Below are 12087 nucleotides of genomic sequence, written 5' to 3' on the forward strand. Positions count from 1 at the left end.
ACTTGGCTTGGGTACTTGTCCCAGCCTCAAAAAGAAAGGAAGTAATATGAGGCAAAATTTTTGAGCAGAAACAATAGTTCTCAAAGATTTCTATGCACTCATATAGATGAATTATGCTAGTAAGTTATAAATGGTTAAAAGAACTAGTTGACGTAACTGTTCTGAGTGAAGAATTAGCTGAAAAAATGTCAACGACAGGGATTGAAGTAGAAGGGGTCAGCTCTCCTGCTGAGGGATTGTCAAAAATTGTAGTTGGTGAAGTGATTAGCTGTGAAGATGTAGCTGAAACACATCTCCATGTCTGTCAAGTGAATGTTGGAGAAGAAGCGCTTCGACAAATCGTTTGCGGCGCTCCAAATATACGAGCAGGAATCAAGGTTATGGTAGCTCTTCCAGGAGCTCGTATTGCAGATAATTATAAGATTAAAAAGGGAAAAATCCGTGGTTTAGAATCCCTTGGAATGATTTGTTCTCTTGGAGAATTAGGCATTTCGGACTCGGTTGTTCCAAAAGAATTTTCTGATGGCATTCAAATCCTGCCAGAAGAAGCTGTGCCGGGGGATTCCGTTTTTCCTTACCTTGACTTAGATGATGAAATTATTGAGCTTTCTATCACACCGAACCGTGCAGATGCGCTTTCAATGCGTGGAGTAGCGTATGAGGTAGCAGCTATCTACGACAAGTCAGTTCATTTTAAAGATTTTCCGTTGTTGGAAACACAAGATCAAGCTGGAGAACAGCTCTCTGTTGCGATTGAAACGGACAAGGCGCCTTTTTATGCAGCACGTATTTTGGAAAATGTAACCATTGCTCCAAGTCCGCAATGGCTTCAAAATCTGCTGATGAATGCAGGGATTCGTCCTATCAACAATGTAGTAGATGTGACAAATTATATTTTGCTTTACTTTGGTCAACCAATGCACGCCTTTGATTTAGATACTTTTAAGGGCAATCAAATTGTGGTGCGCGAAGCGCATGCGGGTGAAAAATTAGTAACTCTTGATGACGAAGAGCGCGACTTAGAGACGAGCGATCTTGTGATTGCGGTAGCAGATAAGCCAGTCGCTCTTGCTGGTGTCATGGGTGGAGCTGCAACAGAAATTTCTCCTCAATCAAGGCGTGTAGTGCTTGAAGCAGCAGTTTTTGACGGAACTTCTATTCGTAAGACAAGCGGGCGTCTCAATCTTCGTTCAGAATCATCTTCTCGTTTTGAAAAAGGAATTAACCTAGCGACAGTAACAGAAGCTCTAGATGCTGCGGCTAGTATGATTGCAGATCTTGCAGGTGCAACGGTACAAGCCGGTATCGTCTCAGCAGGTCAAGTGGACACATCAGATGTTGAAGTTGTTTCAACATTGGCAGATGTCAATCGTGTACTTGGAACGGAATTAACTTATACAGATATTGAAGATGTTTTCCGCCGTCTTGGTTTTGGTCTTACTGGCAATGCAGAGGAATTCACAGTCAGCGTACCACGCCGTCGTTGGGACATTCATATTGAAGCAGACCTTTATGAGGAAATTGCGCGTATCTATGGTTATGATAAATTACCAGCAACTCTTCCAAAAGGTGACGGAACAGCTGGTCAATTGACAGAAACCCAAAAACTTCGTCGCAAAGTTCGTACAGTTGCAGAAGGTGCTGGTTTGACAGAAGTTATCACCTATGCTTTGACCACTCCTGAAAAAGCTGTGCAATTCAGCACCAACCCAAGTAACTTGACAGAGCTGATGTGGCCGATGACAGTAGATCGTAGTGTCCTTCGTCAAAATATGGTAGCTGGCATTTTGGATACCGTTGCCTATAATGTAGCACGTAAAAATAAGGACTTGGCTCTGTATGAAATCGGAAAAGTCTTCGAGCAAAAGGGGAATCCACAGGAAGAATTGCCAACTGAAATTAACAGCTTTGCCTTTGCTTTGACAGGTTTGGTTACTGAAAAGGATTTTCAAACATCTGCTATACCAGTTGATTTCTTTTATGCAAAAGGAATTCTGGAAGCACTTTTTGACCGTCTGGGTCTAAAAGTAGAGTACACAGCGACGCAAGCATTAACTAGTATGCATCCAGGTCGTACAGCGACTGTTTCACTAGACGGACAAGTCATTGGTTTTGTCGGTCAAGTTCATCCAGTAACTGCTAAGGATTATAATATCCCAGAAACGTATGTAGCAGAAATCAACTTGACAGCGATTGAACAAGTAATTCAACCAGCAAAACCATTTGTAGAAATTACCAAATTCCCAGCTGTAACACGTGATATAGCACTGCTTCTTAAAGCAGAAATCAGTCACAAAGAAGTCGTTGAAGCTATTGAGGCTGCTGGTGTGAAACGCTTGACAGATATCAAATTATTTGATGTCTTCTCAGGTGAAAAACTGGGACTCGGCATGAAATCAATGGCTTACACCTTAACTTTCCAAAATCCAGAGGATACTCTGGAAGATGAGGAAGTAGCTCGTTATATGGAAAAAATCCAAAAGTCTCTTGAAGTAACGATTGGTGCAGAAGTGCGGTAAGACATGAAAAGCTCCTAAATTGAAGTTTAGGAGTTTTTTCTTGTAGCAATATAATGTATAATAAGGAAAAGTTTTATATCGGAGGAGAAAATGACAGTTTTTACACAACTTTGGAAAGCATTTTCCAATTTACCAGAAGTGACAGCGATTGCTTTAGGCGGATCTCGTAGCGGAGAAACTTATGATGAGACTTCGGACTATGATTTATATATTTACTGCACGAGCATTCCAGATGAAGACAGTCGGAAGTTGATTTTGACCCAATATTGTTCTTATATGGAAATAAGCAATCAATTTTGGGAATTGGAAGACGACTGTACCTTAAATAATGGCATTGATATTGATATTCTTTATCGGAACATTCGTGATTTTGCGATAGATATTGAAAATGTCGTCGAAAAGTGCCGAGCAGGAAATGGCTACACCACCTGCTTCTGGCACAATTTAAAAACCTGCAAGGTTCTTTATGATTCCAATGGAGAGTTAGGAAAATTGAAAAAACGGTTTGACGTTCCTTTTCCTCAAAAATTAAAAGACAACATCATTTCACGAAATTTTAATTTGTTAACCGGACATTTGCCGTCCTACGATACGCAGATTTTAAAAGCAGCAAAACGAAAAGACCTTGTCAGTGTCAATCACCGTATTGCAGCCTTTTTAGAATCTTATTTTGACATTATTTTTGCAGTTAATGAATTGACCCACCCCGGTGAAAAGAGAATGATATCATATGCAGCAGCGCATGCGAACCTTCTTCCTAATCAATTTGAGCAATCTTTAAATACTTTACTAATGAGCATTACTGCTAGCCCTGAAATTCTTGAAAAACAATTAAAAGATATGATTGCAAATTTAGCAGAAATTTTATCATAAAATCGGCTGGAATTGAGTATAAAAAAACGGCTTAAACCGTTTTTTGTATTTAGTAGATTTTTCTTGAAATCATTATAAAAAGCTCCTTTAGTAGTTTCTTCTGCAGAAAGAGTCAAAAATATTTTGGGCAGTCTTATTGTTTGGTTGTGGCTAGTCATGTTTTTCGTATTGCAGTTGTTTTCTCTCTTACTCATGCACTTTTCCTATTTCTTTAAAATTTTTTCCATGATTGTTTGTTGGGGCTTTAGATCTAAACGTTCATAAAAGCGCAAGGCAGCGACATTATCATTCCATACATCAAGGGTTAAGTTGTAACAGCCAATTTTTTGGGCAAATTCTTCTGCAAAATGGCAGAGTTGCTCACCAATTTTTTGACCACGAGCACTTTCATCAACGCAAAGGTCTTCAATGAAAAGTGTTTTGATAGGTGTCAATACGAGACTGTGTGGTTCTTTAATGATGCAAAAGAGGTGACCCAAGATTTTACCTTCTTCATTTTCATAGACAAAGATTGGTGTATGTTCTTGAGACATCAGTGTTTTCAATTGTTCATCGTTGAATTTGCAACCACTCTCTTTGAAAATGTCTGGTCGGACGTTGTGATGAACAAGCAAGACTTGCTCTAAGAGATTATTGAGTGCTGGAATATCGCTTGGGACTGCTTTTCTAATAGGCATGGTGAGCTCCTTTTGGTGACCGTCGATTATTTTTTTTAAAATATAATAGGACTGTTGGTCATTTTTGTCAAGAATAAAATGAAAAAATCTTTTTGAGCAATGTAAAAAGAACCCACAACACGTGAGTTCTAATAATGGGAGTGAGACAACTTTATCAATTTTTAAAGTAGGGATGATCTTTTAAGCTTTTAAAAATAGGTCTACTGATAAAACTAATTGCAATCAGTTTTATGAGATCTGGTAAAATGAAGGGGATGACTCCGACTGTAATAGCTTTATCAAGTTGAAAACCTGCTAGAAACATTAAACCAAGTACACCACCAACAAAAACCAAAGCATCTCCGAGTAGATTTGATAAAAATATCGTCAAAAAGCTGCTATTTTTGGAAGTTAGACTAGCTGTTACTAGGGCGTAGAACAAATAAAACCAGAGATAACCTGCATTTGGACCAACAAGTGCCTGAAATCCACCGTTTCCTCCTGCAAAGACAGGCAGACCGATAGCGCCTAAGAGAAGATAAAGAGCGACTGCTAATAGAGCTTCTTTTCGATGAAAAATAGTAGCCACTAAGCCAATTGCCATATTTTGCAGAGCAAAAGGTACCGGACCGATAGGAATGGTAATTTGAGCAAAAACGGCTATCAAAGCTGCGCCAATTGCTGGCAAAATAAGTGTAAATGATTTTTTCATAATTGTAACCCTTTGTTTTGTAATATGGTAACTATTATAAAATAAATAAGAAAAATGTCAAGGGTTAAATAAAAAGGTGAAAGACTGAATTTACCTTTTTGTCAAAATGGTTACTTTTTCCGCGATATTGCTTTCCTTTTATGTTTACTGCGAAGGAATAATATCAAAAATGCAATTAGTCCAAAGACATTTAAGAAAATAAGTAGGATGGTTATCAGAATTGTTTTTATCTTTCGCATAAAAGCACCTCCTCGTAAAATCGCTTTAATATTATCATGACAAAATGTACCTCTTTATCAACTAAAAAATCACAGGAAAAAGGAGAGACTGGGCAAAAATTGCCCCAGTTTCTATTAGATTTAGTAATAAACGAATAACGTAGCTCCAACAATTCAGTGAATTGTTAAAGGCGGGAAATCAGCCTTGCACAGCAAGGCACTATGATTGGGCTCTTCATTCACTGTTCAAGCTCGAAAGAGCACCTAATCACCCTTGCGGGGGCGCCTCCACCCACACAGCAGTCATTTGTTATTAAATATTTGAGTAGCTTTTTATCGCTACTCATTTTTTATTTTGCCGATAAAATTGTAATAAACCTCAATCTTTCTTGTTGCAGTTTTTCCTCTGCCTTGAGCTGGGTGAACCAAAATCCGCTCCACCAATTCATTGGCAATTTCTACGGTCAATTTTTCAAGGTGGCTATATTTTTCCACAATCGAGATAAATCGCTCTAAATTTACGCCATTTTCTTCGTTTTGTGAGATTTCTTTTTGTAGGTTTTCGAAATCTTCCCGCAAGTCAGCTTGTTCGGTTTCGTAATTCGCATTCATCGTTTTAAAACGTTCATCCGATAGTTTACCGTTCAAATTGTCTTCATAAATTTTCTGGATAATTCGGTCAATATCGAAAATTCGTTGTTGCGTTTTGGAAAGTTTGCGTTTCTTTTTTCGAATTTCTTCATTAGCTTGGAGCTGGAATTTTTCACCTAAACTTGCCAGCAGTGATTCCTTATTGATTTTGAATTCCTCCAAAAGGGAATTCACATCAGTTAAAATCAGGTGCTCTAAAGCATCTTTTCGAACGTAATTAGAAACATCGCAGGCGTTAAACATTTTGAAATAGCGACTACATTTGTAGTGGTCGGCATTCCTTCCACATTTTTCTGAAGCGCAGAAATAAAGCTTATTTCCGCAAACTGCGCAAAATAGCAATCCAGCCAAAATGTTCTCGTGTCCAGCTTTTCCAGCCCATTTTTTAAGAGGTGGTCGGCGCTTGTGCTTGCGAATTTTTTGAACAGCATCAAAGGTTTCTTGGTCGATTATAGCTTCTTGTGTATTTTCGAAAATCCACCAATCTTTTTCCTCGTTTCTAATCTTCTTCTTGTTTTTATAGGATTTAGTGGTGCTACGGTAATTCACAGTGTGTCCCAGATATTCATGGCGAGTGAGCATTTTCGAAATCATAGCCGAACCCCAACCGTAACGCAAATGGCTTAAATTAGGTGTATTTTCACCCAGAGTCATTCGGCGGTAAGAGGGCGTTTCGATTTTATCCTTTTGAAGTCCACGAGCAATTTCAGAGTGACTTTTACCCATTTTGGCTTCTCGAAAAATCCTTCGCACGATTTCTGCAGCAAATTCATCCACGACCCATTTTTTCGAATTATTCGGGTCAATTTTGTAGCCATATTGCGGATTGGTAGAGAGTCGTTCGCCAGCTTTTGCCATTGCTTGCTGGGCAACTCGAACTTTTCGTGAGATATCTCGTGCGTAAAATTCGTTGAACAAATTTCGAATTGGCATAATTGTAGCATCCATATCAGATTGCTTACTGGAGTCCATTCCTTCCGAAACCGAGATAAACCGCACGTCGTTATCGGGAAATAGCATTTCTGTTATTTGCCCAACTTCTACATAAGACCTCCCGAGCCGGGAAGCGTCTTTTACGATGAAGTTTTTCACCAAACCACGCTCCACTAACTCCAAAGCTTTTCGAATGGCAGGGCGGTTGAAATTTGTCCCAGTGTAACCATCATCCACAAAGAAAATTGGATTTTGTAGATTTTCTTCTTGTACGAAGTTTCCTAAGTATTTCTTCTGATTTTGGATAGAATCGCTCTCGCTTGCCCGACTATCTTCTTGGCTGAGTCGGCAATAGACAACGGTAATGTTCGTGATATTTTCGAAATCTACTTCTGTCCAATCTGGAATCTGATTTGTCAATGTGCTTGTGTCCATAAGTGTCTCCTTTCAATTACACCTATAACCCATGGACAGGATACCTCAAACCAGCCAAGAAGTCCAGTCTTTTGAGCCTTATTTTTTCGCCAAAATCAGCCGTTCGAGAAGTTCTTGCAGGGAACATTTTCCCACAAATTCTCTCTGCACAATGTAAATGGTTTTGCCGATTTTTACCTCGCTTTTTTCATCGGTTGGTTTCACTTGTTTCATTTTGACCTCCTTGGATAAAGTTCGAAAAATCGTCTAATGTTATCACTTGGAACATTTGCTAAAAATTATTTAATTTCGAATGAATAACATTTGTTATATTTTGTTTTCGGCGTTCATCTGGTACAATCCAAAGCACAAAAGGGAAAACTTCATTGATACGTTGTTCAATCCCAGTATTATAATAGTGGATGTATTTTTTACAAGTATTCACTATTCTGGTCGGCGATTCACTCGAACGGTCGAGTTCGAAAAAGAAAAAATCTTCATATTCACCAACGGTAATTTTCGCAAAAGCATCTGGTTTTAAAATTAAGCTCGAACCACCGATATCTGAATAATATCTCCAAGATTTCGGCTCGAAGCAAAATTCTTCTATTTGAATTTTTCCTAATCGCTCCAGTTCTTTCAATTCTACAAAAATCTCAGTAATTGCCAAGGTGTGTTCAATATGGTTTCGGCTAAAATCTACCTTATTTCGAAAGCGCAGTGAAATGGATTCATCTTGCTCTTTAAGTTTCTTGAAACCTTTATATGTGAGGCTCCAAATATACGAAGCACTGCCTTTTGTCCAGCCACCGATTTTTCGAGGTTGATGATAGATTAATCCAGCCTCTTTAAGTTGTTTGGTTATAAGATTGGCTCTACGGATTCTAGCTCGTTGTGTCGAAAAATTCGCAAAAATTAAGTGAGCAATCTGCGAACTTGTTGCCATGCGAGCATCTGCCAGAAAATGTAAAACTTCCCATTGTTGATTGGTCATAAGTTTGCCTCCGTGATAAAAATATCGTATAGAATTACGATATAAGTCGTGTGCGAATTTTGCCCTCAATCGGCGGTGTTGTGCGGATTGTTTAGCGTGGCGATTAGAAAAGCGGTGCGAATGAATAATCTGCAATTTACTCATGCGTTTCCTTTTTTCCGTCGTCCCAGATTTTGGCTAAAATCTGTTGATTGTTGGGCTGTGGGCTGTTTTTTCGTTAGGGATAATTCAATCAACTCTCGTTCAACTTCTTCCAGTGGAGCGCCATATTTTAGCAAGCTATTTAAGAATATTTTCGAACCATCACGAGTGGCTGGTGAGAGTGGATTGGTTTGCCCCGATATCCATTTATAGTGATTTCCAAACATTGGAATTTTTGCATAGACTTGATATGGAGGTAGGGAATAAATATCCTCAGCGGAAAGTTCAGTTGTTTGGCGTGCTATTTCATGAGCATCACTCATTCCTAATCCGAAAATTATTTTATTTTTACAGTTGGATTCAATAGCAAATCTTAGCGATATTGGAAGTTGGGAAAGCGTTTGGTGAGCTTATATATATCCAACTCCTAGTGAACGTGCCATCGCCAGTGATTCTTCAAAATCTTCCGCCACAGAAATGTAGGCAGGGAATTCATCAATATAAATCAACACAGGGTAGCGTTTTTCGGGCGAAATTTGGGCGCGTTTTAGAGTTAAGGCGTGGAGGCTGGCAGTTATAATACTTCCTAATAACCTCGCCGATTCTGCGCCAAGAATGCCCTTATTTAAGTTAATCAGAACAACTTTGCGAGAAGTAAAAATCTCCATCAGCGAAAACTTTGGGTTGCTTTGTCCTAAAATAGCTCTCAAGCTTGGGCGATTAAAAAGTTGGCGAAGTTTGTTTAAACTTGGGACGATAAGTTGTTGGCGTTCAGCTTCAGAAAGATTTTCGTAATAATTCCAGAAACTCTCTAACCCCAATGGATCGTCAATATTTTTTAAAATCTGTTGGCGAAAGGTTTTGTTTGTAAGTAATGTTGGCAACATTGCTAAATTTGCATTTGGCGTTTTAGCGAGAGTTGATATTCCAGCCAATAAAACATCTCGACTTCGAATCCCAAAATTTTCTGGAAAAATTTTTTCGAAAATGTTTAGCAACATATCCGTAACTAACTCAGCTGAAACTCCATGGTGGATTAAATCAAAAATATTAATTCCAACAAAACGAGTGGAAGACGGGTCTAAAACAACCACATCTTCTTTTCGTTTTTCTGGGATTCGTTCCAAAATTTGGGTAATCGTATCTTGTTTTCCATCTATAATAACCACACTTCGTCCAGCTTCAATATCTTGTAGGGCGAGATTGGTCATGACGACAGATTTTCCAGCCCCAGTTGGTGCGCAAATTTGAGTGTGAGTTAAAGCATTTTGTAAAGGAATATGAAGTGGTCTTTCCGTGCTTTCTAATGTTTTACCAAAAGCTCGTAAATATTTTTTCGCTGGTATTTTGTAAGCAATTGGTGGTATAATAGTTTTAGGATGACTAAGAAAAGTCGGCATATCTGCTTCGCCTGAAGGGAGCATTAGCAAACTTGCGAGTTCAATGGCAGATAAGTGAGTCTGGGGAGACCATGGCATTTCTACGTCATCTATTTCTTTTGGATTAATTTTTTGAAACCTAAAGCTTGCACCATTTGATTCAATAATTCGAAGGCTTGCCATCGCTTGGTTATGAAGCGTAATTTGGCGAGCTTTTTCTGGAGTGCGAATCCCTAGCCGAATCACCGTTTGAAAATTCGCATAATGAAGTTTTTCTTTCATCAGTTTTTGGCTTTCTGGTGAGAGCGGTGGAATATTCGAAGTCAATCTTTGAAACCAGCTACTGTTTAAATTTGGCAAATGTTTTGGAATTGGGCTTGGCGCACGACTTTTACCAATTACTAGTTGGAGCGTGATTTCTTCATCTTTTTTCAATGTTGAATGAATCGCAAGAAAACTTCGAATCATATTCTCGATATTATCAAGTTTTAGTGAAAAGTGCTGTTGGTGAATTTTAATCCGACTGGCAATTACTATTTTTGAACGCCGATTTTGTGGTTTCGAAAATTGAACATTATTATGAGCAGAGAAGAGTTTTTTGAGTTTATTCTCATCTGTTAAATCAAAGCCGAGTAAAAATTTTATACAGTTTGTAGTTATTCTAACTTCCCAGACAAAGGGTTTTCGCCCAGTTAGTCCAGAAAGATGAACAACCATATCGCAAACAGTTTTAAATTCGAAAGGGCGCTCCCAGTTCATTTCTAGCCAACTTAACGAGGTTGGTCTTTTCATTCTATCTCCATTCGTTCTTCTTTTTAATAATTTGATAGGTGGTGTAAATAGTGGAGAAAATTCCACAACCGATAAGTAGACAACCCCAAACTTCAAGTAGTAGTTTGACTGCCCAGTTGATGAGGAAAGCTACTGAAAATATAGTGAAGGTGTAGGCAAGTAGTTTTTTCAATTTTCATCACAGCCTTCTCTTGGAGTGAAGTCGATAGGGTTTTCAACATAATTTGGAACGGGGTAATTCGGGATAATGCAAGGACTTGCGATTTCATTGCCCCAAGAATCCCATCCGTGCCGTGGTCTGCGAGCAAAGAGTTCAAGGTACGGTCCGTCGAAAAGTCGTTCAACCGTTTCGAAAAATTCCTCGGGTTTATGGCTATGTTCAAGGCGTGGATAAAATCCCCAGTTTGGCTGATTTTTCACTTTGCGGTCTAATTTTCCACGAATTCCAATAAGCACATGTTCAGTATTAGAACGAAGCCAGTGACCTAAACCTAAATTTCCGCCTTTGAGATAAGTGAAAATACTGGTTGTTGGTTTAAATCCCCAAGCCCTCAAAACATCAAATCCTGCCTCCATTGTAGCGTTTGTTACCCACAGCACACAAGCTGAATTTTCGTCAGCAAGGTCGGCGATAGGCATGGATTTAATTTGGTCTAAGGTCATTAAATTATAATGCTTAATTGCGCCGTGTTTTCCTTTTTGTTGAACATCCCAAGGTGGGTCGGCGAGGATAACCTTGTATTTCTTACTTTGATGTTGCATTTGTGTAGTCATAATTTTTTCCTTTCTTTTTCAAGAACGAGCATACTCTTAAAGTTCAAATATTTCAAACTTTTTCATCAAAACTTTAAAAGCGATGCGAAAGAATGTAACAGAGGTGAAAGTGCTTATTTTTTGCGCGTTTGTTCCGGTGTTGTTTTTTAAACATCACCTCCTTTCAAAATATCCTGAGTTAGAATTTATGGAGCTCTTTAAGTAATTCGGCTTGTGCGTAGAGAAAAGCCTCGTTGATAGCTTGCTTATCTTCAAGAAATCGTGTAAGTTCTATTTCTTCATCCGTATAAATTGGAGGGAGATTCTCTGGCTTTACTTTGCGAGGTGGCTTTTTTGCGCTTTTCGAAAAAGCGTAAACTACACAAGCGAGAACACCCGCTACAAAACCAGTAGATACCCCAACTACAACTGGCAAAATTAACTCGTTCATAAGAAACCTCACTTTATTCTTTCAGCTGCAACAAGCGTAAATGTTTTTAGAATAAAATCTATTCGCTCCTGAGCCTTTGGATATTTCGCAATAATATCTGCTTCAAGTTTCGATAAATCACCAATCTTATTGAGAATATCCGCAGTAAGAAGTTGGTTCTTTTGTAACACTGCCAAATCTTTCGAAAGAGCTCGTGCAACTTCAAGCTGAAATGGATTAGCAAGGTGCGGTGTTATATCTGTCTGTTTTTGAATGTTTTGTGGAAGCATATTTTTCTCCTTTTAAGCCCAAGAAAGGAAGAGGTTTATATCAGCTGGGCTGCCATAACTAATATAAACCTGCAAGAGTTTATTTTCCAGATTTTTTACGAACTAAATAAATCGCAAAACCAGAAACTAGAAAATAAGGTGCGAAAATAATTAGTGTTAGCAAGAGATTTTTCCTCCTTAAAATTATATAATGAAGATATGTATTGGTATATCAGAGGGGAAGTTTTCCTCCTTTCCACCATAAAACGCTAATGTATTTTATGATAAAATCTTTACAAAACGAATCATCTCGTTTATGTTTCCTAAATTGTCAAATTAAGTTAGACTTTTCA

12 protein-coding genes are annotated in these 12087 nt (G+C 38.4%); 2 read left to right on the top strand and 10 right to left on the bottom strand.

Features of this window, described 5'->3' with window-relative positions; genetic code table 11:
* The first annotated feature begins 113 nt into the window (after positions 1-113).
* Positions 114-2519 (top strand): phenylalanine--tRNA ligase subunit beta, encoded by a 2406-nt coding sequence (gene pheT, locus HMPREF3249_RS06310; RefSeq protein ID WP_059220852.1) that lies wholly within the window; start codon positions 114-116, stop codon positions 2517-2519.
* Between the two features lie 90 nt (positions 2520-2609).
* Positions 2610-3392, top strand: coding sequence for a nucleotidyltransferase domain-containing protein (locus tag HMPREF3249_RS06315; protein WP_070867544.1), 783 nt, complete (start codon positions 2610-2612; stop codon positions 3390-3392).
* 203 nt (positions 3393-3595) lie between these two features.
* Here the strand turns inward: HMPREF3249_RS06315 and HMPREF3249_RS06320 are convergent, their stop codons facing one another.
* The 10 genes from HMPREF3249_RS06320 to HMPREF3249_RS06355 form a co-directional block, all read right to left on the bottom strand.
* Entirely contained in the window at positions 3596-4069 is a 474-nt protein-coding gene (locus HMPREF3249_RS06320; RefSeq protein ID WP_003029230.1) for a GNAT family N-acetyltransferase, read from the bottom strand.
* Positions 4070-4223: 154 nt separating this feature from the next.
* Positions 4224-4760: a biotin transporter BioY gene (locus tag HMPREF3249_RS06325; RefSeq protein ID WP_003029232.1), complete on the bottom strand. Its 537-nt coding sequence runs from the start codon at positions 4758-4760 to the stop codon at positions 4224-4226.
* 557 nt (positions 4761-5317) lie between these two features.
* Positions 5318-6997 (bottom strand): recombinase family protein, encoded by a 1680-nt coding sequence (locus tag HMPREF3249_RS06330; RefSeq protein ID WP_049533062.1) that lies wholly within the window; start codon positions 6995-6997, stop codon positions 5318-5320.
* 78 nt (positions 6998-7075) lie between these two features.
* Entirely contained in the window at positions 7076-7210 is a 135-nt protein-coding gene (locus HMPREF3249_RS09675; protein ID WP_257362731.1) for a hypothetical protein, read from the bottom strand.
* A 58-nt stretch (positions 7211-7268) separates the two neighbouring features.
* A complete protein-coding gene (locus HMPREF3249_RS06335; protein WP_230323996.1) occupies positions 7269-8114 on the bottom strand; it encodes a replication-relaxation family protein in 846 nt (281 codons plus the stop codon).
* The gene (locus HMPREF3249_RS09275) at positions 8111-8434 is read right to left on the bottom strand and encodes a hypothetical protein (protein WP_049533061.1); all 324 of its coding nucleotides are present in this window, start codon (positions 8432-8434) and stop codon (positions 8111-8113) included. Before HMPREF3249_RS09275 ends, HMPREF3249_RS06335 begins: the two co-directional genes overlap by 4 nt.
* Positions 8435-8521: 87 nt before the next feature.
* Positions 8522-10282: a type IV secretory system conjugative DNA transfer family protein gene (locus tag HMPREF3249_RS06340; protein WP_059220848.1), complete on the bottom strand. Its 1761-nt coding sequence runs from the start codon at positions 10280-10282 to the stop codon at positions 8522-8524.
* A 168-nt stretch (positions 10283-10450) separates the two neighbouring features.
* The gene (locus HMPREF3249_RS06345) at positions 10451-11056 is read right to left on the bottom strand and encodes an MT-A70 family methyltransferase (protein WP_049533059.1); all 606 of its coding nucleotides are present in this window, start codon (positions 11054-11056) and stop codon (positions 10451-10453) included.
* A gap of 178 nt (positions 11057-11234) precedes the next feature.
* Positions 11235-11486 carry a hypothetical protein gene (locus tag HMPREF3249_RS06350; RefSeq protein WP_049533058.1) on the bottom strand — a complete coding sequence of 84 codons (252 nt, stop codon included), beginning with the start codon at positions 11484-11486 and terminating at the stop codon, positions 11235-11237.
* An 8-nt stretch (positions 11487-11494) separates the two neighbouring features.
* On the bottom strand, positions 11495-11755 hold the full coding sequence (locus HMPREF3249_RS06355) for a hypothetical protein (protein WP_049533057.1): 261 nt from the start codon (positions 11753-11755) through the stop codon (positions 11495-11497).
* Between the last annotated feature and the right edge of the window lie 332 nt (positions 11756-12087).

The organism is Streptococcus sp. HMSC36C04, assembly GCF_001839535.1.
In the GTDB taxonomy this organism is placed as follows: Bacteria; Bacillota; Bacilli; order Lactobacillales; family Streptococcaceae; genus Streptococcus; species Streptococcus hominis.

Coding starts and splice junctions, on each gene's coding strand:
- HMPREF3249_RS09675 (WP_257362731.1), bottom strand. CDS start 7,210: ATGAAACAAGTGAAACCAACCGATGAAAAAAGCGAGGTAAAAATCGGC.
- HMPREF3249_RS06335 (WP_230323996.1), bottom strand. CDS start 8,114: ATGAGTAAATTGCAGATTATTCATTCGCACCGCTTTTCTAATCGCCAC.
- pheT (WP_059220852.1), top strand. CDS start 114: ATGCTAGTAAGTTATAAATGGTTAAAAGAACTAGTTGACGTAACTGTT.
- HMPREF3249_RS06320 (WP_003029230.1), bottom strand. CDS start 4,069: ATGCCTATTAGAAAAGCAGTCCCAAGCGATATTCCAGCACTCAATAAT.
- HMPREF3249_RS06330 (WP_049533062.1), bottom strand. CDS start 6,997: ATGGACACAAGCACATTGACAAATCAGATTCCAGATTGGACAGAAGTA.
- HMPREF3249_RS06355 (WP_049533057.1), bottom strand. CDS start 11,755: ATGCTTCCACAAAACATTCAAAAACAGACAGATATAACACCGCACCTT.
- HMPREF3249_RS06325 (WP_003029232.1), bottom strand. CDS start 4,760: ATGAAAAAATCATTTACACTTATTTTGCCAGCAATTGGCGCAGCTTTG.
- HMPREF3249_RS06315 (WP_070867544.1), top strand. CDS start 2,610: ATGACAGTTTTTACACAACTTTGGAAAGCATTTTCCAATTTACCAGAA.
- HMPREF3249_RS06340 (WP_059220848.1), bottom strand. CDS start 10,282: ATGAAAAGACCAACCTCGTTAAGTTGGCTAGAAATGAACTGGGAGCGC.
- HMPREF3249_RS09275 (WP_049533061.1), bottom strand. CDS start 8,434: ATGAGTGATGCTCATGAAATAGCACGCCAAACAACTGAACTTTCCGCT.
- HMPREF3249_RS06345 (WP_049533059.1), bottom strand. CDS start 11,056: ATGACTACACAAATGCAACATCAAAGTAAGAAATACAAGGTTATCCTC.
- HMPREF3249_RS06350 (WP_049533058.1), bottom strand. CDS start 11,486: ATGAACGAGTTAATTTTGCCAGTTGTAGTTGGGGTATCTACTGGTTTT.